This window comes from Bacteroides sp. 3_1_13 (assembly GCF_001185845.1).
GTDB classification, from domain to species: Bacteria; Bacteroidota; Bacteroidia; order Bacteroidales; family Bacteroidaceae; genus Bacteroides; species Bacteroides xylanisolvens.
Genome location: NZ_KQ236956.1, coordinates 520,090 through 543,375, shown reverse-complemented (window position 1 = coordinate 543,375; position 23,286 = coordinate 520,090). Strand labels below are relative to the sequence as shown.

The 23,286-nt window shown below is 43.8% G+C and carries 17 protein-coding genes; 10 read left to right on the top strand and 7 right to left on the bottom strand.

The window, feature by feature from the left end; translation table 11 throughout:
* Positions 1-73: 73 nt before the first annotated feature.
* The 8 genes from HMPREF9009_RS14630 to ccsA all read left to right on the top strand — a co-directional run bounded on the left by HMPREF9009_RS14630 (position 74) and on the right by ccsA (position 10,587).
* Positions 74-1,096 (top strand): TQO small subunit DoxD, encoded by a 1,023-nt coding sequence (locus HMPREF9009_RS14630; protein WP_049702560.1) that lies wholly within the window; start codon positions 74-76, stop codon positions 1,094-1,096.
* Positions 1,097-1,325: 229 nt separating this feature from the next.
* Positions 1,326-2,627 (top strand): porin, encoded by a 1,302-nt coding sequence (locus tag HMPREF9009_RS14625; RefSeq protein WP_004312527.1) that lies wholly within the window; start codon positions 1,326-1,328, stop codon positions 2,625-2,627.
* Positions 2,628-2,651: 24 nt separating this feature from the next.
* On the top strand, positions 2,652-3,827 hold the full coding sequence (locus HMPREF9009_RS14620) for an imelysin family protein (protein WP_004312528.1): 1,176 nt from the start codon (positions 2,652-2,654) through the stop codon (positions 3,825-3,827).
* Between the two features lie 12 nt (positions 3,828-3,839).
* Entirely contained in the window at positions 3,840-5,306 is a 1,467-nt protein-coding gene (locus HMPREF9009_RS14615) for a di-heme oxidoredictase family protein (protein ID WP_004312529.1), read from the top strand.
* A 17-nt stretch (positions 5,307-5,323) separates the two neighbouring features.
* Positions 5,324-6,559 (top strand): porin, encoded by a 1,236-nt coding sequence (locus HMPREF9009_RS14610; RefSeq protein WP_004312530.1) that lies wholly within the window; start codon positions 5,324-5,326, stop codon positions 6,557-6,559.
* A 23-nt stretch (positions 6,560-6,582) separates the two neighbouring features.
* Positions 6,583-7,290 (top strand): hypothetical protein, encoded by a 708-nt coding sequence (locus HMPREF9009_RS14605; protein ID WP_004312531.1) that lies wholly within the window; start codon positions 6,583-6,585, stop codon positions 7,288-7,290.
* A gap of 21 nt (positions 7,291-7,311) precedes the next feature.
* Positions 7,312-8,466, top strand: coding sequence for a Rid family hydrolase (locus HMPREF9009_RS14600; RefSeq protein ID WP_049702559.1), 1,155 nt, complete (start codon positions 7,312-7,314; stop codon positions 8,464-8,466).
* 15 nt (positions 8,467-8,481) lie between these two features.
* Positions 8,482-10,587 carry a cytochrome c biogenesis protein CcsA gene (gene ccsA, locus HMPREF9009_RS14595; RefSeq protein ID WP_004312533.1) on the top strand — a complete coding sequence of 702 codons (2,106 nt, stop codon included), beginning with the start codon at positions 8,482-8,484 and terminating at the stop codon, positions 10,585-10,587.
* A 319-nt stretch (positions 10,588-10,906) separates the two neighbouring features.
* Here ccsA and HMPREF9009_RS14590 read toward each other — a convergent pair whose 3' ends face one another.
* From HMPREF9009_RS14590 to HMPREF9009_RS14575, 4 genes are all read right to left on the bottom strand, one after another.
* Positions 10,907-11,515 carry a TetR/AcrR family transcriptional regulator gene (locus HMPREF9009_RS14590; protein ID WP_004312534.1) on the bottom strand — a complete coding sequence of 203 codons (609 nt, stop codon included), beginning with the start codon at positions 11,513-11,515 and terminating at the stop codon, positions 10,907-10,909.
* Between the two features lie 14 nt (positions 11,516-11,529).
* Positions 11,530-13,269, bottom strand: a complete 1,740-nt coding sequence (locus HMPREF9009_RS14585) for an ABC transporter ATP-binding protein (RefSeq protein WP_009040477.1) — start codon at positions 13,267-13,269, stop codon at positions 11,530-11,532.
* Positions 13,262-15,034, bottom strand: coding sequence for an ABC transporter ATP-binding protein (locus HMPREF9009_RS14580; protein ID WP_008019731.1), 1,773 nt, complete (start codon positions 15,032-15,034; stop codon positions 13,262-13,264). Before HMPREF9009_RS14580 ends, HMPREF9009_RS14585 begins: the two co-directional genes overlap by 8 nt.
* A gap of 312 nt (positions 15,035-15,346) precedes the next feature.
* Positions 15,347-17,653, bottom strand: coding sequence for a family 20 glycosylhydrolase (locus tag HMPREF9009_RS14575; protein ID WP_049702558.1), 2,307 nt, complete (start codon positions 17,651-17,653; stop codon positions 15,347-15,349).
* 188 nt (positions 17,654-17,841) lie between these two features.
* Between HMPREF9009_RS14575 and HMPREF9009_RS14570 the strand changes: the two genes are divergently transcribed.
* Both HMPREF9009_RS14570 and HMPREF9009_RS14565 read left to right on the top strand, forming a co-directional pair.
* Entirely contained in the window at positions 17,842-18,756 is a 915-nt protein-coding gene (locus tag HMPREF9009_RS14570; protein WP_008022898.1) for a cation diffusion facilitator family transporter, read from the top strand.
* 89 nt (positions 18,757-18,845) lie between these two features.
* A complete protein-coding gene (locus HMPREF9009_RS14565) occupies positions 18,846-20,411 on the top strand; it encodes an ATP-binding protein (protein ID WP_049702557.1) in 1,566 nt (521 codons plus the stop codon).
* Positions 20,412-20,691: 280 nt separating this feature from the next.
* Here the strand turns inward: HMPREF9009_RS14565 and HMPREF9009_RS14560 are convergent, their stop codons facing one another.
* From HMPREF9009_RS14560 to HMPREF9009_RS14550, 3 genes are all read right to left on the bottom strand, one after another.
* Positions 20,692-21,036 carry a hypothetical protein gene (locus tag HMPREF9009_RS14560; RefSeq protein ID WP_004312540.1) on the bottom strand — a complete coding sequence of 115 codons (345 nt, stop codon included), beginning with the start codon at positions 21,034-21,036 and terminating at the stop codon, positions 20,692-20,694.
* A 120-nt stretch (positions 21,037-21,156) separates the two neighbouring features.
* Positions 21,157-21,972 (bottom strand): DNA-binding domain-containing protein, encoded by an 816-nt coding sequence (locus HMPREF9009_RS14555; RefSeq protein ID WP_004312541.1) that lies wholly within the window; start codon positions 21,970-21,972, stop codon positions 21,157-21,159.
* Between the two features lie 60 nt (positions 21,973-22,032).
* Positions 22,033-23,232 carry an Ig-like domain-containing protein gene (locus HMPREF9009_RS14550; protein WP_049702556.1) on the bottom strand — a complete coding sequence of 400 codons (1,200 nt, stop codon included), beginning with the start codon at positions 23,230-23,232 and terminating at the stop codon, positions 22,033-22,035.
* Between the last annotated feature and the right edge of the window lie 54 nt (positions 23,233-23,286).

Genomic DNA, 23,286 nt, shown 5'->3' with positions numbered 1-23,286 from the left:
TTAAAACATTTTCCAATGGAAACTTGTTGTATAAGAAACGATTCACTCAATTATAACAAAATCAAACATTGCAATGAAGCAGCAACAAGAACAACTTACCGCCTATACACTGGCCGGTATTTTCACCCTTTCATTACGACTTATTGTTGGTTGGACTTATTTTTCAGCCTTTTGGCGGAGACTCGTCCTCGAAAACAAACTTATCCCGGATTCTACCGGATACATTGGAAAGAAGTTCAATCATTTCCTACCTAATTCCATAGGAATCAAACCCATCATCGAATATCTCGTCAGCACCCCCGATTTACTTTGGTGGGCGATGGTTATCTTTACTATCATTGAAGGTGTTGTCGGATTACTCTATATGCTTGGTTTCTTTACCAGATTAATGAGTATCGGCGTATTCAGTCTTGCATTCGGCATTCTGTTGGGTTCCGGCTGGTTAGGAACAACCTGTCTTGATGAATGGCAAATAGGTATTTTAGGCGTATCCGCAGGATTCACCATTTTCCTGTCCGGCGGCGGAAAATACTCTTTGGATTATCTGCTACAGCCCCAACTATCCAAAAATAAATGGCTGGTATGGGTTACTTCCGGCGAACTTCCATTGTCTATCAAGCGATTCAGTAAAGTAGCAATCGGCGGTGCAGCCATATTGTTCATACTCACCCTATATACCAACCAGGTTTTTCATAATGGCGTATGGGGACCACTACATAACAAATCAGTAAAACCCAAAATTGAGATATCAGATGCAAATGTCAATAACGGAGCCCTGTCTTTTAAAGTATATCGTGTTGAGGGTGCCGATGTATACGGCTCATTTCTTATTGGCATTACTCTTAAAGACACAAGTGGAAAAGTGATACTTCAAAAGAATGGAGAAGACCTTGCATTATTCCCTCTCACTAATATAAAGAATGATTATATAGCTAAGGTAGTCCCTGGTAAACATAGCCTTATCATCCCATTGGGCAGCAAAGCTACTTTGGCAATTAGAGATAACAGTTTGCAAAATCTTCCCGAAGGCCAGTATGAATTAATATTGACCGACATTAGTGGAATTACTTGGAATAAAAACATCACAATCGAGTAAATCCGGCCTACTCTACAAACGGATCATAGACAAAGGTGTATATCAGCAAAATTTATTCGGCTGGCATACACCTTTATTCTTTTATTTTACCAAAATAACAGGTTTTATCTTCTCAAGCACTCAAAATTACCTACATATACTGAATTTTAGAAATTACTATGCCTAGTATTGGGTATTGCCATATCTTTTAACCTCATATAACTTTGCAGCCGATAAAATTATTAAAAAAATGAGAAAAATAACTGCAATCATTATTCTTTGTTTCCTACATTCTCTCACACTTCCGGCACAGGAAACTAAAGAAAAGTCTAAAAACCGTAAAACTTCTTCCACAGAAGAATATACTAAATTCCGTTTCGGAGGGTATGGAGAAATGGCGGCGAGCTATAAAGATTATAATTTCAATCGTTTTACTCCCAATGGTTCCGGTAAACTTAATCGTGGAGAGATTTCCATTCCACGTTTTGTATTAGCCTTTGATTATAAATTCTCCTCCAAATGGGTATTGAGTACCGAAATCGAATTTGAATACGGAGGTACGGGATCTGCTCGCGAAATTGAATGGTTTGAAGAGAACGGCGAATATGAAACAGAGATTGAAAAAGGCGGTGAAGTAGCTTTGGAACAATTTCATATCACCCGTCTCATTAATAAGCACATCAATCTGCGTTTCGGACACATGATTGTACCGGTAGGATTGACCAACAACCATCATGAGCCTATTAATTTCTTTGGAGTTTACCGCCCGGAAGGTGAAACAACGATATTGCCTTCCACCTGGCATGAAACAGGTATCGCCGTATTCGGTGAAATTGGACGGTTTGATTATGAACTTCAATTAGTCAATGGGCTTGATCCACAAGGATTCCGCAGCGAAGACTGGATAAAAAACGGCAGACAAGGAGCATTCGAAGTCAACAATTTCACCAGTCCGGCTTTTGTAGCCCGCGTAAACTACCATGGGGTAAAAGGATTAAGAGTAGGTGCTTCTTTCTATTATAACCAGACAGCAAAGAACGGAACTAAGCCTTGGAGAAATACAGGTTATAAATTTCCGGTAACCATTGTAACCGGTGATTTGCAATACAAAGGCTTTAATAACAACCTGATTGTACGCGGAAATGCCGTTTATGGAAACCTAGGAGCGAGCGGAGCTTTAACCACAATCAACAACAGTTCTTCAGCAGCTTCCGGTTACCCTAACACAACAGTAGCACAAAATGCAGTCAGCTACGGGGGTGAAGCAGGATATAATATAGGTTCTTTCTTCCATTCTAAAGCTCCCCGTATCTATCCTTTTATTCGTTATGAATATTACAATCCGATGGAAAAGACAGAAGCTAACACAGGTTTGTTGGCCGACAAACGTTTTCAGGTATCAGCCGTAACAGCTGGATTGAATTACTACGCTCTACCCAATCTAGTAATTAAAGCAGACTACACCCACCGCTCCATAGGAGGTGGAAAATATAATGACGAAAACTTAGTCTCTGTAGGCATAGCCTATATTGGTTGGTTTATCAAAAAATAAATATAATTTTTAATAGCAATGAAAATGAAAACATGGAAATTTCTGCCTATAATGGCAATGGGAGTATGTATGGCGATGACCTCTTGTAGTGAAGATTCTAAAAAAGAAGATGTTTCACCCAACCCATTTGCGGGTTTTAATACCCCGGACAGTGGCACTGCAACAGATGATGAATTAAAGGCTGCGGTTGCAACGTATGTAGATGATGTAGTGATTCCTACTTATCAAGATATGTACAATAAAGTAACCGCATTAAACACGGCAGTACAAAAGTTATCAACGTCCTCCAGTGATAATGATGTAGCCAATGCAGCAGACGCTTGGGTTGCAGCACGTAAACCCTGGGAAAAAAGTGAAGCTTTTCTATATGGTCCGGCAGATTTGAATAAGCTCGATCCTAGTCTGGATAGCTGGCCTTTGGATAAAGGAGGTATTGATGCAATTCTACAGTCCGGAAATTGGGAAGACGCTGTCGGAGGAGACGTAGACGACGGTGATGATGCACCAGCCGATGCACCACAGAACTTGCGTGGTTTCCATACTGCCGAATATTTATTGTTTGAGGATGGTGAAGCAAAAAAAATCACAGACCTGGATGCTAATAAAATAGGATACCTCAAGGCTGTTGTCGGACGTATGTCAAAAGACACAGAGCTTTTGTTAAAAGGTTGGACAGAAGGTAAAAATCTGGAGAACGGTGCCTATAAAGATGCAATGAAAGCACCTAACGGAACTTACTCTATAAGCAATATCAAACAATCTGTTGCAATGATACTAAACTCTGACAATGGTGCAGAAGGAATTGCCAATGAAGTAGGTGCAACGAAAATCGGAGATCCGGTAGATAAGTGGAACAGCGGAGATAAAGAAGGTGGTGTATTAGCCGTAGAATCCTGGTATAGCTGGAACTCTTTAGATGATTATACTGATAACATTTACAGCATCCGTAATGCTTACTATGGTAGTTTAGACGGAACTGTTGCCAGTGCAAGTCTGTGCTCTATCATGAAAAAAGTGAACCCGACATTGAACGACATGGTTGTTAAGCAGATTCAGGAAACAATCACAGCAATCAATGACATACCTCACCCCTTCCGTAACAATTTAGGCGCTACTACTGAAGTTAAGAATGCTCAAAACCAATGCGCATTTTTATGCAGTGGTCTGGCTTTAGTCCGCGGAAAATTAGCAGGAGAATAAACAATATTAATTATGATGACTAAGTTCTTTCTTTTAGGAAAGCCGGTTATCAAAGCATTACGAGGAGGACTCCCAAGGCGATTGGGAAGAATCCTCTTTGTTGCGATAAATATAGGCTTCCTGCAAGGTTGTGATCATGATGCTTTCGACGGCATTATTTATAAGCCAAACGGAGAAATAGCAAAACCGGAGGAATTATCAGCCGGTATTTCCACTATTTTTTCTACCGTAAGTGGCGCTTATGACACCAATGCAGACTGGGTCACCGGTGAATTATTAACACGTTTCAATCGTGGCGATGGTTTGTATGACAATTCTCGTGGAGTAGGTACAGGCAGCGGTAATGGATTAGGACCTATTTTTGGAGGCTATTCCTGCGGAGCTTGCCATAGAAACACAGGACGTACTACTCCGGCATGGGTCACAGGTGGTTCCGGTGCAGGCTTTTCATCTATGCTGGTTTATATTACACGCAAAACCGGAGGATATTTCCCCGAATATGGCCGTGTATTACATGACCAGTCCATTTATGGCGTAAAAGCCGAAGGCAAAATAAAGATAACCACTACTACCGAAAAGTTCAAGTTTCCCGATGGAGAAGAATATGAATTAATAACTCCTCATTATGAAATAACAGATTGGTATGATTATGAAATAAAGCCCGAAGATCTGATTATTTCGGTACGTGCCCCCTTGCGGCATGTCGGCATGGGTCAGATGATGGCACTTAACCACGATGAATTGAAACAGTTGGCAGCTCAAAGTAACTATCCCGAATACGGCATTAGCGGACGCCTGAATTATGTGACGGAAAAAGGAAAATATGACATTGGAATATCCGGCAACAAAGCCAACCATCAGGATTTAACAGTAGAACTGGGATTCTCTTCGGATCTGGGGGTAACCAATGACCGTTTTCCACATGAAGTGGGCGAAGGACAATCACAAATGATGGGATTTGCCAACCAAGGTGTAGAGATTTCGACCCGTGACATGGAAGATGTCGATTTATATATGCAGACATTGGGAGTTCCTGCACGCCGCAACGTGGATGACGAAACCATCAAACATGGAGAGCAAATGTTCTATCAAGCAAAATGCCATTTATGCCATACCGTTACTTTACATACCCGCCCGCGAGGCAGCGTATTACTGAACGGAACTCAACTACCCTGGCTGGGCAATCAGATCATTCATCCCTACTCCGACTTCTTATTACACGACATGGGACAAGGATTAGCTGACGATTACCCTAGCGGCCTGGCACGCGGTTGCGAATGGCGTACTACTCCATTATGGGGAATCGGCCTGCAGGAAATTGTCAACGGACATACCTATTTCCTGCATGACGGACGGGCACGTAACCTGACAGAAGCCATCATGTGGCATGACGGCGAGGGAGCCGCTTCACGTTCCATTTTCTCCCGCATGTCGAAAGAAGATCGCGCAGCCTTACTAACATTCTTGAACAGTTTATAATATAATCAGCAACAACAATGAAAAAAAAATATCTAGCACTCGCGCTCACTGCATTTCTGTGCAGCCACTCTTATGCTCAAGATTCAAATGCAAAAGAAATCGATGATAAATATGTAGAGAATGATGTTGTTTCGCTGGCAGGAAAGAAAGGTTTTTCTTTTTCTACCAAAGCCGGTGATTTCTTATTCAAGCCCTATGCCTTAGTTCAAACCAGCCTCTCTTTCAACCGATATGACGATCAAGGTTTGGAAAGCCTTTATGCACGTAACTGGGCAAACAGTGGTTTTGCTATTCCGAACGCAATACTCGGATTTACAGGCAAGGCATTCGGGAAAGTTACATTCAATTTATCACTGAATGCGGCAAAAAGCGGTGCCGCCTTATTGCAACAAGCCTGGTTTGATGTAGCGCTCAAAGAATCATTCCGTATTCGTGTCGGGAAGTTTAAAACGCCGTTTATGCATGCCTATCTGACCACACTGGGGGAAACATTATTTCCGGTGTTGCCCAGTTCCGTGGCAGGTGGCGTATTAATGCCCTATGACATCAATGCTGTGAAGCCGAGCATAGCTACCGGCTTCGACCTGGGTGTTCAGATACATGGTTTGATTAACGGAAAATGGAATTATCAGTTAGGTATTTTCAATGGCACAGGGATTGATGTCAATTCGGCAACCAAAGGAATGTGTGATGATCATAAATGGCTGCCCCAACTGCTTTACTCCGGTCGCCTGGTATATATGCCCAAAGGTGAAATGCCAGCCACACAAGGTAATCCGAACAATCTGAAAGAAGATAAAATGCAATTCGGTGTATCTACATCTTATAATGCCGAGGCCGAAGATCATAGTAGCAGCGATTGGCGTATAGGTGCAGAGTTTGCCATGGTAAAGAACCGTTTCTACTTTGCAGCCGAAGGTTATTACATGAATATGCATTTCACAGAAATCATGCATAAAGACAAAGACCTGAATTACTGGGGAGCTTATACACAGGCCGGTTATTTTGTAACTCCTAAATTACAGGCTGCTCTCCGTTATGATATATTCGATCGCAACGGGACAGACGAAGGCGGTTTGTTGAATATGCCTGCCATCGGAGCCAATTACTACTTTGTCGGTTCTAATTTAAAACTTCAGATGATGTACCAATATCTGGGCAGAACCGGTCATGACACGCAGACTGATCGTGATAATGATGGAGTGGGACTATCACGCCATAGCGTTACCGCTATGTTACAATTCACTTTCTAATGTATAGGAGGAGGAATCTGTCTATGAATAAAAGACTCAACTATTTATTGATAACCTGTGCCTGCCTAAACCTGTGTTCAGCTTGTGATGAAGGTAAAATCTATCCGGATGACACGATTGACAGTGGACGTACGGCTACTGTAACACTTCATTTCACCCATCTGGATGCTTGGCCGCAGAAAAACAATATGTCATTAATCTCCTTAGGTGAGGACGGAGTTACTCCCATATTGGTTAAGCGCATTCTGGAACCATCTAGCGAGGCAGAAGCTGTAACTGTAACATTAAACAACTTAAACGGAAACACGCGTAGTATTGCCGTAGCCGTTATCACGTCCGGAATGTCTTTGGTGCATGCGTATCAGTCATTTCCCGTAAATGCGTCGGATGAATCGCTGACTTTACCAGAGACAACAATCGAAGTGGCTTCATTCAGCCGCATCCAAACGCAAGTTTTCAATGCCAAATGTGTGATGTGTCATGGAGGAAGTACAACAACAGCCGGAGATTTGGATCTGACGGCAGCCAAAGCCTATCAATCACTGATTAATGTAAAAGCTCCCCATTCTGCGAAAGGAAAGAATTATGTCACTCCTGGAGATTTAAACAACAGTTATTTATTAGATGTATTAGAGCACGATAATCACATCGATATATTCAATGGAGCTGAACAACGTGAAGTTCGCGCTTTGATTCGGACATGGATCAAAGCAGGAGCCGAAAACAATTAACTTGTAACAGAAATTTTTGATATGAACAGCAAAAAACAACAACCCTTGAAATCAGAAAAGACTTTAGCAGAAATATTTAAATACGAAGTGGCAGACGGTGTTTCCGAGTATCATTTAATGATTCACGCAATCCAGCCGGAATCCACTTATGAAGAACAATTAAACGCCATTATAGATACATACTACCAATTACGGGAAAAAGAACTGCAAGGGACCGTCGCCATTTTCAAACGATACTTTTTGAGCGACGCTTCCAATCAGGCAGATACCTTGTTGGCACTTACTGCTGAAAGCTCGGATTGCGCACTTTCTATCGTAGAACAGCCACCATTGAATGGAACCAAAGTAGCAGTATGGATTTACCTTCAGACGAAAGTACAGACACAAATGCTGCATAATGGTCTTTTCGAAGTCAAGCATGGACCCTACCGTCACCTTTGGGGTGGCAGCTCTTTCAATCGGGCAGCCAACTCCGAATACCAAACCCGGCTACTATTAAACGACTATGTTATGCAGCTCATTGAACAAGGTTGCAAACTAGCCGCCAACTGTATTCGTACCTGGTTTTTCGTACAGAATGTGGATGTGAATTATGCCGGAGTAGTAAAGGCACGTAACGAAGTATTCGTTACCCAGAACCTGACGGAAAAGACACACTATATCTCCAGCACAGGTATCGGCGGACGCCATGCTGACCCCAAAGTACTTGTACAAATGGACACGTATGCCGTTGGCGGAATCAAACCCGAACAAATTCATTTCCTTTATGCGCCAACACATTTGAATCCCACCTATGAGTATGGTGTCAGTTTTGAACGTGGCACGTATGTAGATTATGGAGACCGGCGCCAAGTATTCATCTCCGGAACAGCAAGTATTAATAATAAAGGCGAGGTGGTATATCCGGGAGAGATCCGTAAACAGACAGAGCGGATGTGGGAAAATGTAGAGGCTTTACTGAAAGAAGCAGAATGTACATTTGATGATATGGGACAAATGATCGTGTATCTGCGTGACATAGCAGATTATACCATCGTCAAAGAAATGTACGACAAACGTTTTCCTTGTACCCCTAAGGTATTTGTACATGCGCCGGTATGCCGCCCGGGATGGTTGATCGAGATGGAATGTATGGGAGTAAAAACCTGTGAAAATAAGGAATACGCTCCCTATTAATATCATTAAAAAGATATGCCGTTGAAAAGATTACTTATCATTTTATACATCTGTCTGATAGGATTACTTGCCGCAGCCACTTTCATAGAGCAAGCATACGGGACAGAGTTTGTAGAAAGAAATATATATCACACAATCTGGTTTTGTTGTTTGTGGGGAGTTATTGCTGCAATAGGGGTTGTTGCCCTCATCCGACGTTCCTTATGGCGGCGACTTCCCGTTTTGCTGTTTCATGGCTCCCTCCTCGTTATCTTGGTGGGGGCCATGATTACATTTATCTATGGCGAACAAGGATATATGCATTTACGTCCGGATACAGTAAAAAGCAGCTTTCATTCGCCACAGGGCGACAAGAACATTCATCTGCCATTCACGATGAAGCTAGATAGTTTCCGGGTAGAGTATTATCCGGGGACAAAAGCTCCCGCCGATTATGTCAGTCATATCAGCTATTCACTTCCCGGTCAGAAAGATTCCGTGCACAACGAATGTATCTCAATGAACCGTATCTTTACTACACAAGGCTTCCGATTTTATCAGTCCTCATTTGACGAAGACGGTCAAGGAAGTTGGCTGACAGTAAATTATGATCCATGGGGTACAAGAGTGACCTATAGCGGCTACATTCTACTGGGCATCTCTATGATTTTACTACTATTTTGCCGTCAGGGAGAGTTTCGTAAGTTACTAAATCATCCCCTATTGAAAAAAGGAGGATTATTTATCTTATTCCTTTTCTACCTGACAGGAACAATGCAGGCACAGCAAACACCTCTTCGTGTATTAAACAAAATACAAGCAGACAGCTTGGCACAACAACAGGTTATTTACCATGACCGGGTAGTACCATTCAATACACTGGCAAGAGACTTCGTCAAAAAACTGACAGGAAAAATCTACTATAAAGGATTGACTCCCGAGCAAGTTATAAGCGGTTGGATTCTTTACCCGGATTCATGGAAGAATGAACCTATGATATACATCAAAAGTCCCGAACTGCATCATTTACTCGGTTTGGAATCTTCTTACGCACGCTTGACCGATTTATTTGACGGTCCAGTCTACCGTCTTCAGAAAACCTGGCAACAAGAACAGGGAAAAAGTAGCAAACTCGCCAAAGCCATCCAGGAAACGGATGAAAAAGTGGGACTGATCCTGATGGTGGAAAAAGGAACATTCATCCAGCCATTACCCACTGATGGTAGCGTGCAACCTCTCTCCGAACTGGAAGTGAAAGCCGAATTACTCTACAACCGGATTCCGTTCAGCAAGATTCTTTTTATGATAAATCTGTCATTGGGAGTGTTGTCTTTCATGCTTCTACTTCATAACAGCCTGCAAAGAAATACACCCTCGCCCAAAGCCAAAACGATTTCCCGCACAGCAGGAACGATCTTTTCTGTTGCACTCTATCTTGCTTTCATATTCCATTTAGCAGGATATTGCCTGCGCTGGTATATTGGCGGACGTGTTCCTCTTAGCAACGGTTATGAGACAATGCAGTTCATGGCACTCTGCATCCTCTTGATAGCCTGTCTGCTCCATCGAAGATTCTCATTTATACTTCCATTCGGATTCTTGCTCTCCGGCTTTGCGTTGTTAGTCTCTTATCTGGGACAGATGAATCCCCAGATCACCCCATTAATGCCGGTGCTCGTCTCTCCGTGGCTAAGTATTCATGTTTCATTGATTATGATGTCTTATGCCCTATTGGCATTCATCATGCTAAACGGAATACTGGCATTATGCCTCCGAAAAAAAGAATCGGAAAACAATGTCTCCGGAAACGACGCTGTACAAGACAACCGGATAGAACAGTTGACGCTAGTCAGCCGTTTGCTACTCTACCCTGCTACGTTCTTTTTAGGGGCAGGCATCTTTCTGGGAGCAGTTTGGGCAAACGTTTCCTGGGGAAGATACTGGGCGTGGGACCCGAAAGAAGTATGGGCGCTGATCACTTTCCTGGTATATGGAGTAGCATTCCATTCACAAAGCCTGCGCATTTTCCGCAAACCACTATTCTTCCATATCTATATGATTCTTGCTTTCCTGACTGTCTTAATGACCTATTTCGGAGTAAATTATGTTCTTGGGGGGATGCATAGTTATGCAAATTCCTAAACCACTATATATAGCTAGTAACCGATAGAAGAATACCCATTTTAGGGGATTGCGGGAAAAGCGGAAAGCCCCTATCTTTGCAGTATCAGAATTAAATTAATTAGTCATAATTATATTACGTAGCCACATTAAAAATACATAGAAATCGGCCGAAGTGATTCACCCGCATTTCTTTTATTTGGTTGTTAAGTTAGAAAAAACCATATAATGTATTCATTTTGGAATATGAATAGATGACATATTCTAAAAGAGGCAAGGACGTCCGGCTTGTGAAAGCCGGACGTTTTTTTATATCAGTAAGAGAATAAAGTAAGAGAGCTCATGCATTCATGAGCTCTTTCCAACCAGCCGTTTCGAAAACGATATACTCCGCTATAAATTTCTCCATCTCCTCCTTCTTCACAGGATGCAACACCAACTCTTCGAGTAAGGCAAACAACCATACCGTATTCAAGTGAATGAAAAAATTGGTTATTGCTATATTGATATGCGGATATTTCTGTTTCATTCCTTGAAAAAAGACAGAAATCGTACGCGTCATCAAATCCGTATATTCGGAACGGAAGTTCTCCAAAACAGAACCTTGTGCCTGAAAAAGCAGCAGCCGTAAACGGTCACGATGTTCAGAGACTAATCTGATATATTCCCGTACAGATGTTTTCTGGTAATCCGAATCCATAAAGACATCGATTGTCATCTGATCGGCATCATGATTATAAATCATAGCATACAGATCATTCAATACCGGTTTCAGAATCGTACGGAATATCTCATCTTTATTGGTGAAATAATGATAGATATTACTCACCGTCACCCCTGCCCTCGAAGCTATTTCACGCATAGAGGCATCCTTGTATCCCTTTTCCAGAAACACTTCTTCGGCTACCTTCAAGATTCGCTCTTGTATATCTCCCTTCAAAAACTGCATAGTATCACTGCTATTTATCCATTCATATTTGTAACCTGTCTGTTCACCATCCGGGCAAATATACCATTTTTCTTTTTCAATTCCTCCGGTGTTCCCATTTCAGCAACACTTCCATTCTCCAATACTACAATTTTGTCGGCATTGGCAACGGTTCGCATACGGTGCGCAATAATCAGTACTGTTTTGTTACGTACCAATTCCGATATGCCTGCCTGTATCTTGGTTTCATTTTCCACATCGAGCGAAGCAGTAGCCTCATCCAGCAAAACAATTGGAGCATCCTTCAACAAAGCGCGGGCGATGGAAATACGCTGCCGCTCACCACCTGACAATGTTTCCCCGTTCTCACCGATAATCGTCTGATATCCCTGCGGCATTTTAGTGACAAACTCATCACATTGTGCTAGGCGGGCAACTCTCCGGACTTCCTCATCCGTAGCATCCCGTTTGCCAATACGGATATTATCCATGATGGAAGCATTAAAAAGAACTACTTCCTGAAAAACAACGGAATAGTTCGTCAGTAACGTTTCAGGATCAATCCGGCTGATATCCTGTCCGCCGAGGGTAATCTTTCCCGACTGAATATCCCAAAAACGTGCTGCCAACCTGGCTGCCGTACTCTTGCCACTGCCCGAAGGACCCACCAAAGCTGTTTTTTCGCCTTGTCGGGCAGTAAAGGACAAGTTCTTCAATATTTGTTTTCCCTGCTCATAAGCAAAGTCTACCTGCTGAAACTCGATGTCATAGCCTTTAGGAGTAAAATCGGTAGTTCCATGCTGTACCGGCAATGCTTCCATCTCATTCATTCTGCTGATACGCACATCCAGATAGAACAAAGCGGCAATATTATTCATCACCTCGCTGATCGGAGCATATACACGCGAGCCGATCACCATAAATATAAGATAGGTAAACAAATCGATTGTCCCCGAAGCCAAGAGATTGGCACCGACGATAATGACGCTTGCCAAGCCGAGTTTCAATACACTTTGGGAACCGTTTACCAATATGCCGAGCACCAGTTCATTACGGGTCAGTACCTTTTCATAGGTATCGATGCTTGCATCCAATTTCTCCAGATAGTCCCTCTCCTGATTATAAGATTTTATCTCCTGAATAGTATCAAGTCCTTCTTGAATATGTTCAGTCACCATTCGCTTGTTCAGATAATTACTTTCATTGCTTTTCTGTATTTCCTTCTTCGAGAAAAGAAGAATTGCGGCGGCAAGCGGCACTACCCAGAACAAAGCAATCGTCAACTGCCAGTTATAAAATGCCATACCGACGGTAATAAGCAGAATGCTGATAATGGAAGCAAACAACTGGGGAACCGCATGCGAGAAAGTATGTTCGAGATCAGTGCAGTCATCCATAATCGTGGCGGTAAGGTCGGAAAGATTCTTTTCGCCGAAGAAAGCCAGAGGCAACTTGCGAAGTTTTTCCGCCAATGAGATACGCCGGTTCGCGCTCTCATCATAAACGGTGGTATAGGTGCTACGATATTGCAATACCGCAAATATATACATGACTATCATAAAGATAATACCGAGTATGCTATAGTAGAGAATACCATGCGTCACCGAAACCGAAGGCTGAAACACCGGACGAAGATATTCCTCAAGAAAGAGAAAAACAAATACCGCCGGCAACATCAATACAATATCTAGCAGTGTAGTGAAAAACACACCTTTACAGAAATCTTTTGCTCCTTTAGTTGAAAGGGCAAAACGTCTTTTTATTACTTCAATCATTAGAAACCTCCTTTCCTATTGTCCAGCGAACGGATTGCTGGTATTCATTCCACATATTATAATAGATACCTTGTTTTTCAAGCAGTTTGGCATGTGTGCCTTGTTCCGCAATCTTACCCTTGTCAATCACAAGAATATTATCGGCATCCGTGATGCTTGAAAGACGGTGGGCAATCATCAATACGGTTTTTCCTTTTGTCAGTTCTTTCAGGGCTTGCTGAATCAGATGCTCATTTTCGGGATCGGCAAAAGCAGTCGCTTCGTCCAGTACGATGATGGGGGCATTTTTCAGTATCGCACGTGCGAGCACGATTCGTTGTTGTTCCCCGCCGGAGAGATACGTTCCTTCTGTACCGATCTTTGTATTTAGTCCGAGCGGAAGTTTATTGATAATTTCCCGGCATTGTGCCATATCTACTGCCCGTTCCACTTCCTCCATTGTCGCGTTGGGATTACCATATTTGATATTTTCAAGCAAAGAAGTCTTAAATAGCTTTGTATTCTGAAACACAAAAGAAATATGTTTCATCAGTTCTTCAGGGGCGATTTCTCTTACATTGATGCCACCTATTAAAACCTTCCCTTCTGTTGCCTCCCAGAAACGGGGAACAAGACGGGCAATTGTCGTTTTCCCTCCGCCTGAAGCTCCGACAAGAGCTACTGTCCTTCCTTGCGTAATGGTGAAACTGATATCATCCACCGCCTTTTGATTAGCTCCCGGATAGCTGAAGGAAACCTTTTCGAACTGAATACTGAATTCCTTTACCGGTTGTGGATGCGCTACAACAGTCAGGTGCTCATAAGCAACCAGATTTTCAAGACGTCCGATGGCCTCACTCGCCTGCCCCAAAGCCTGATTGAGATACATACTTTTCATGATACTTTGGGAGAATACGGGAGTAATGAGAACAAATAGGAAGAAATTAAGTAATACCGATGCATAATTACCAGAATAACCGATCAGCAAAATAGCCAACGGAGCAAGGAAAAACACAAAGCCATTGATAATAACGGTATAGAGCGACATCGGCTTCTCCCACATTCGTGTATAGCCGAATACCATTTTATTATAATTCATGATACAGCGATGAAAGTTCTTGAAAGAGTAAATGGTCTGCTGGAAAACCTTCACTACGGGAATTCCTCTCACATACTCTACAGCTTCGGTATTCATTTCCTCCAGAGAAGTCATGTAGCTTTTCATAAACTGCCGTCCCTCCGCATTCATCATAAATCCCATAACCAGCATGGCAATAATTACAGGAACGATACATGCCAGACCGAGTATCCAGTCGAACATAAAAATCAGTATGACAGCTACCAACGGCACTAGAAAAGTAGCCGCAAGGTCGGGCAACTGATGTGCCAGAAAACTATGGGTAACCCCTGCATTGTCATCTATAATCTTACGGATACGTCCGCTCGTATTAATGTCAAAGAAACCGAGAGGCATACGCACTATCTGGCGCATGGCTTCTTTGCGCAAATTCGATTCAACCCGAAAAGCTGCAAGATGCGAAGACATCAAGGCGGCAAAATAAAGGACGATACTCGCCACGGCCATGCCTGCCGCCCACCAGGCATACGTCACCACATTACCGGAAGAGGTTATCTCTCCGTATTCAAGCAGTTCTCTCACAATCAGCCAAATAAGAATATAAGGCAACATGCCCGCCAGGGCACTTAGGGCAGACAGTAGCATTGCCGCAGGCAAAAGCACTTTCCGTTTACCCATGTAGTTCTGAAGTTTTTTCAATGTACTCATAACGTACGTTCAATCTATATTAAGTTCGACAATCATTTAACTTATCGCTTGTTTTCAAAAAAGAACAATATTCGAAATCGTTCAAAAAAAAAGAGAGCTTATATTTCTATAAGCTCTCTTCATCCCAGTCAATCCGGTGCATGTGCACCTTTGATATATGATTAATCTCGACTCGTCTCTCACTGATTCGCATAAGTTTTCAATTATTTTCTGCAAAGGTACCGCTCACCGGCAAGACGAGCAATACCTAAAAATAATGAAATTTGCTATTCAGACTATAACGAATAAGTAATGATTAAAACAACAGAATAGTTATTCATGTTTCAGCCACGTACTTGGCAATACTTCTTTTTCACCTTTTTCATTCACCAGTTCCATCTGCAATACGCCTCCGTTACAATCGAAGTAACGCACCTCTATCGGATGAAGCCCGGCTTTCAATGCCTTCTGCACAATAATCTCCACCGGCGAATGTGCTCCATCATTATCTCCCAACAATTCACCGTCGAGCATCAATGTGCTACCGTCGTCCGAAAGAAGGGCAAATGTATAGATACCATCGGCAGGAACTTCCAGATAGCCGGTCAACACCAGACCGATATTTCCTTTCACCTCTTCGGGGATAGATACCGATTCCACCACATACTCCCCTTTGACAGGAGCTGCTTCAATATCCGCACAAAGATTACCACGAAAATCGTGCCATACTGCTTTCAAGCCGGACTGCAAAGCAGCCGGAGCAGTCACCGCCTCCGCATAAGGAGCCTTTACATACTTGGTACGCACCACATCCGATGGAGAACCATCCGGACGGAAAGTACGGAAAGCAAAATCGGTAGTCTCCTCCACTTCCAAAGCACCGTCATAAAGAGCTGATTCCTTGGTAGGCATACTTCCATCTGTCGTATAGCGTATTTCAGTGCCGGGCAACGGGCAAGTCAAGTCAACTGCTGTTTCATCAATAAATGCATTCACTTTATAGAATCCCTGCAAATCGGGCACACGATAATTTACCCTCATCACATCCATCCGTTTAAACTGCGGAACAAGCTGACGATAAAACTCTTCGAGACTTGGTTTAGCAGCCGGCTCTGCCCAAGCTATTTCGCTCAATGCAATCATGCGGGGAACAATCAGATATTCAATGCGTTTCATAGTCGGAATCCATTCAGCCCAGAGATTAGCCTGTACACCCCAGATGTATTTCTTCTCTTCCGGTGATAACCGTTCATCCGCACACGGATCATACGCCAGTATTTTCTTTACTGAATTCTGATCCTGCGCATAATCAAAATAGAAATGTTCATTCGGACAAGCAATCACTTTCTGCTTTTGTGCGGTCGCCGTAGGCAACGCGTCTTTCGCCCAACTTCTCCACCATGTAATAGCAGCATCGGAAGATAATCCGTCGGTTACCACTTCATCCCAACCAATAAGTTTCTTTCCGTTGGCAAGGAAGAATTTCTCCATGTCACGTACAAACCATGCCTGAAGCTCTTCTACTGAACCCAGTTTTTCCGTACGAATACGTTTCTGACAGAGAGGACATTTCTTCCAGTTGGCTTTCTCCACTTCATCACCACCCATGTGCACATATTCATAAGGGAAAAGCTCGAAAATTTCTTTGAACACATTCCTACAAAACTCCAGCGTTGTATCTTTACCCGGACAGATAGGAGAAGAGAAGATTTCTCCCCATCCGATTAGTCCGTCGCATGCCAACTCCGGATATTGACTGATAGCCGCGAGAAAATGTCCCGGCATATCAATCTCGGGAATGACATCAATTCCTCTTTGCGTAGCATAGGCTACTATTTCTTTGATATCATCATGAGTGTAATAACCTCCATACAGCGTATCTCCTTCCACAATGCGTATCTTATCTTCCGGAATCAGGAAATCGGTATTATCTTCCTCTTTCGCACGTGCCATGCAGGTACGGTCGTGCTTATTAAACTCACGCCAAGCTCCTTTTTCGGTAAGCAGCGGGTATTTCTCAATCTCTATACGCCAACCCTGATCGTCAGACAAATGCCAGTGGAATTTATTGAGTTTATACAAAGACATCAGATCCAATACATGCTTCACCTCATTCTTATTCCAGAAGTGACGGGAAGCATCCAGCATAAACCCACGCCATTCAAAACGGGGTGCATCTTCTATTTGCACAACAGGGATTGAATAAGTTTGTTTCTCTCCCTGCACTTCTATCGCTGCAGGAAGCAGCTGGCGAATAGTAGTAATCGCAGAAATGATACCCGAATAGTCATTAGCCTCTACCCGGATATATTCCGGCGTAGACTGAAGTTTATAAGAACCGGACTTGCCACCGGTATCTTTCAACTGAAAATACATATCTACCTGATTCTTATCAGTAGTGACTTCCACAGAAGACGATATGACATTGCGGAGAATCTCCTGCAAATACCCGACTGCCGGAAACAACGACTGATCGGAAACTCCAATCTTCATTCCGTCTTTTAAAACAAACGAGCCCGACTGCTCGGTCAGACTAACAGGGGTAGGTAGGATTGCAATCTCTTGCTTGACGGTAGGCGTACAAGAAGAAAAAACACAAGCTGATACAATGAGTAAAGAACTACTTAGTTTTTTGAACATGCGGTTAACTATTTAATAAATGATTTGTCCTGTCTTTAATTGACCATCTATATATAATACAACTAAAACATAGAAACTACTAAAAACCCGGAAAAAGTTTTTTTGCGACTTGACGTCACAGACTCCTATAAATGTTTATCTTTGCTAGCCAATCGCAATCAAACAATTAATTATAAAGAGTCACTTCAATGTCAAGAGAGAATATCTTAATCAAAACCTCATGGATTAGCACCATTGGCAATGCAATCCTGTCCGCATCAAAAATCATCATCGGTTTATGGGCCGGTAGTTTGGCGGTAGTGGGCGACGGTATCGACTCGGCAACCGACGTCGTTATCTCTATCGTTATGATTTTTACGGCACGCCTCATCAACCGTCCTCCTTCAAAGAAATATGTATTCGGTTATGAGAAAGCGGAAGGCATCGCGACAAAGATTCTGTCACTGGTGATATTTTATGCCGGTATGCAAATGCTGATATCTTCCATTCAAAGCATCTTTTCAGATGAAGTGAAAGAGATACCATCGGCTATCGCTATCTATGTGACTATATTCTCTATTGTCGGCAAACTGATGCTGGCTTCGTACCAGTACAAACAGGGAAAGAAAATTGACAGCTCCATGCTGACGGCGAATGCGATAAATATGCGTAATGATGTTGTCATTTCGGCCGGAGTTTTATTAGGGTTGATTTTTACTTTTATATTCAAATTGCCGATACTCGATTCGATAACGGGATTGATAATCAGCCTCTTTATCATCAAGTCGTCCATCGGTATTTTTCTCGACTCGAATGTGGAGCTTATGGATGGCGTGAAGGATGTCAATGTGTATAATAAGATATTCGAAGCTGTCGAGAAAGTGCCGGGAGCAAGTAATCCGCACCGGGTCAGGTCGAGAATGATAGGAAACCGGTATATAATTACGCTCGATATAGAGGTGAATCCGCAGATAACGATTACACAAGCGCATGAGATTGCCGGGGCGGTGGAGAAAAGTATCGAAAGCTCAATAGATAATGTTTATGATATTTTGGTGCATGTGGAACCTGCCGGGGAGTGTCAGACGGATGAGAAATTCGGGGTAGACAAGGATATGGTGTGACACGTGAAAATCTTCGGCAACAAAGAAAGCTATTCCGCTTCTTTTTCTTAACTTTGCATTCATCGTTCACATTTTAATAAAAATTTGATATGGAAGAAGGAACATTCAGGCGCTATCCTATCGGGATACAGGATTTTGAAGATTTGCGCAATAATGATTACATATATGTTGATAAGACTGCACTGATTTATCAACTCGTCAATACAAATAAGATTTATTTCCTGAGTCGTCCCCGTCGTTTCGGGAAAAGTCTGCTTGTCTCTACGCTCGAAGCCTATTTTCTGGGAAAGAAAGAACTTTTCAACGGACTGGACATGGAGCAGTTAGAGAAAGACTGGACAGTGTATCCGGTGCTACATATCGACTTTAGCGGCAGTAAATATATGGAAGCAGAGTCACTTCGCGCATCTATCAATGTTCAGCTGTTACTTTGGGAAAACGTCTACGGACGTCAGGAAGGCGAAGACACATTTAGTTTACGTCTGGAAGGTATCATCCGCCGCGCTTATGAGCAAACCGGGCAGCAGGTTGTCGTATTAGTGGACGAATATGACGCCCCGATGCTGGACAGTAACAATAACCATGAGTTGCAGCATGAGATTCGTGGTATCATGCGCGACTTCTTCAGCCCCTTAAAAAAGTCAGGTAAATATCTTCGCTTCCTCTTCCTGACGGGCATCAGCAAATTCAGCCAGATGAGCATATTCAGCGAACTTAACAATCTTCAGAACGTCAGCATGAGCGATAATTACAGCACTATCTGCGGTATCACCGAACAGGAACTGCTGACACAGATGAAAATTGATGTCGAACAGATGGCACAAGCCAACGATGAAACGTATGAAGAGGCGTGTGCCCACTTGAAGAAGCAATATGACGGATATCATTTCAGTAAATCCTGTGTGGATGTGTACAATCCTTTCAGCCTGATTAATGCTTTTGCTCAAAAGAGTTATGAGAACTACTGGTTTTCTACCGGTACCCCTACCTTTCTGATAGAACTCCTGCAACAAATGAACTTTGATATCCGGCTGCTCGACCGTATGGACGCCAAGCCGGAAGACTTCGACAAGGCTACGGATTGTCTCACCGACCCTATTCCGGTGCTCTACCAAAGCGGTTATCTCACAATCAAGTCGTACGATGCTTTCTTTCGTACCTATACATTAGGCTACCCGAACGAGGAAGTAAGAATCGGCTTTATCGAGTCGCTCATCCCTTCTTATCTTTACCAACCTACGCGCGAAAGCAACTTTTATGTAGTGTCCTTTGTGCGTGATTTAATGAAGGGCAACCTCGAATCTTGCCTTGAACGCACCCGGTCTTTCTTCGCCTCTATTCCGAACGACTTGAACAATAAAGAGGAAAAACATTATCAAACTATATTCTATCTTCTGTTCCGCTTGATGGGACAATATGTGGATACCGAAGTCAAAAGCGCTGTCGGACGGGCGGACGTGGTTATCAAAATGCAGGATGCTATTTATGTACTTGAATTTAAAATGAACGGCACCGCAGAAGAGGCTTTGGCGCAAATTAACAGCAAAGGGTATGCGATTCCTTATGAGGCAGACCACCGGAAAGTGGTGAAGGTCGGCATCAACTTCGACAGTACCACGAGAACGATTGGAGACTGGGAAATCGAAACAGATTAACAGCGTACGCCACTTGCTTGAAGTAGACAAGGATATGATGTGACACATGAAAAAGGCAGCAGTTGCTCTCGTCTGTGAGTAACTGCTGCCTTTTTGCGTGTTCTGTGCTGTCGTAGCCGGGAAATTAGGGTGTATTGCCACAGCTTGCTGTGGTGCGTTTCCCTAACTTGTTGTGGCATGCTCCCCTTGCCTGCTGTGGCATGCTTCCCTAGCCTGCTGCGGCACGTCTCCCCAGCCTACTGCGGCACACATCCCTTTCCGCCGTTCCGGTTTTACGTATTCAATAGGCTGTTGCTTTGATACGCAGCTTGATGGCATTTTCGGCTGTATCCAGTACCAGTTCGCAGTTTTCAGAGGTTACAGAACTACCGGTGACGTCCATTTCCAATGAGGTGATTTTCTCAAGATCGAGTTGGGTTAAGGTGTATCCGTCTCCTTTCACCACCGTGAATCCACCTTCGGGAAAATGGGATGGCCGCATCTTCCATTGAGCCACAAACGTCAGTTTGTCCTTGTCAAGGGTGATTTTCTCTACCGGTGTAGAGTTGTCTTTGTCGTCGCCGCCGCAGGCGGTTACCAACGTTGCTGCCACAAGGCAGAGGAAAAAGATTCTTAGTTGTTTCATGCGTCTTTCTGTTTTCTTTAAAAGGGTAAATTATGAAAGGCTGCCGCCTTTTTTGTTTGCCATGAGGGCGGATGCGCTGTCTGCAGCCGGACTGTCCGTCCTCATTCGTGACCTGCTTCTTTATGCAGCCGGGTCGGGGGCTTCACCTCCTCCGGGGATTTCAGGGTCGGGCGCTTCGCCGCCGCCACCGCCGCCACCCGCGTTTTCGTCACCCAGCAGAATCGGGAAACGGTAAGAGCGTGGCGTTTTCAATGCCTTGTTGCTTCCGCTATATTGTGTCGTGATGCTTAGCGCATAGAGCTTTCCGGCTTCTATGGCAGGTAGCATGATGGTGAGTTGTGACGGTGCGTTGTGAACGATGACGGACACTTTCAACGGGACGGCTCCCTCTTCGTCTTTGGTGAGATAGATGCCTACCGAAGGGTCGTCACCGAGGATTTTAATGTTGCTTCCGCTGATAACGGCAGGACCGCCGGAAGTGATGACCTGGCTGATACTCTTCGTCACGGAGTCGGTGATGGAGTTGATGACCGGCCCCGTCTGTGCCAGCCCGTTGCAGATTACTTTTACGGCTTTGAGCTGGTCGCGCAGCAGTTGTCCCGGTGTGTAGGACACACCGAGCGAGTGCTTCGTGGCGTCAAACTGGGCGTTCTCCCCGAGGAACGAACCGCGTACGGTGACGATGTACTGTCCCACACCGTCTACCACGCTCTTCCCTTCGGCGATGGCTTCCACCTTCTTCTGGTCGGCAAGGTCGAGGATGTTCTCGATGGTCTCCTGCCGGTACTCGGTACGCTCCTTGATGATGCGTGCTGCGATTTCTTTGTTGTGCAGACTGCCTGTGATGCGTGCGCGTCCGGTGTAGTCGCCTTTTTGCTCGGTCATGATGTTGTCGTAAAGGTCAACATTGAGCGTGATTTTTTCGTTTGTTGCCATGATAATGATTGTTTTAAGGAAAGTGAATATCTATTTATTGGTTACGTTCTGTGCTGCTTGTCATTTCGCACGCATCTTGATAGCATTACCGTCCAGATAAAGTTCGAAAAGACTGTCATAATATGTCATGCCCCCAGTAGTATTAGTCATCAGATGGAACTTCATAAGATCACTGTCAGTCAAGGTGTAGCTGTCGGTTCCCTTAACAACGGTTTCGGCTCCTGGCCGGACAGTGGAACGACTCAACACGTAATCATATAGATCTAATTTAAAATCAGAATCCGCCGGAAGTTCGTTTTCAACCGTAACGGTGGGGATGGTCACTTGATTGCCATTAATCGCAGCTTGCAGACAGAGGCTCCGTTCACTCCCATACGTTCCCTCCTCCCTTGCTTTTATTTTTCCGCCTTTCAGTTGCAGTATTCCTGTAGGGGCAACAAGCACTTCCTGCCCCTTTATGCTTTTGGAGATTTCAGCATCGCCTTCCATAATGAGCGTGGCATTATCACCGACAGAGATACCAATTAGCTGGTCATTATCATCCCCATTGCCGGAATATAATTCGAAACCGTTACCCAGCGTTAGTTTGCAAGACGCCCTAACAAATATGCAGGCGACTTCAGCTAAATGGGCATCAGCATTTCCATAAATGTTGAGGTTGGTCAGCTTCAATGACGCGCCGTTTATAAGCTCAAAAAGGCTTTTGTCGCTAGCGGTACGGGAAATATAATAATTATCGCCGCTGATAGGATTATTTCCGCCGTCGATAGCAATGTGTTTGCCGTCTATTGAAAAGGCAAAATGCTCTGCATCCGCAGCAATCTCAATATCTTTACCGAGGATGATTTGTGTTGGTGCATCCGCAGTGCCGTCTGCCGTTTCAATAGCGGTTTTCAGTTCGGCTGCGGTAGTGACAAGCGTCTTGTTGCTGCTGACCGTCACAAGGCAGGTGGCGGACTTTTCGCGTGCGGTGGCGGTGATGGTGGCTGTTCCTTCAGCTACGGCGGTCACCAGTCCGTCTTTACTTACGGTGGCTACGGAAGTTTTGTCACTGCTCCATACTACGGATTCGGCAGTCACCCGGTCGGGGACAATGGTGGGAACCAGCGTTTCGGTCGCTCCCGATTTCAGGGTCAGAGTCTCATGATTGAGGGTGATGCTCTCTACGGGCACAGAGTTGTCGTCATTGTTGTCGTCGCCACAGGCGGTTGCCAACGTTGCTGCCATAAGGCAGAGGAAAAAGATTCTTAGTTGTTTCATACTTCTTTTGTCTTTCTAAAAGGGTGAATAAATCGTGTTCTCTTTTCGGACAAA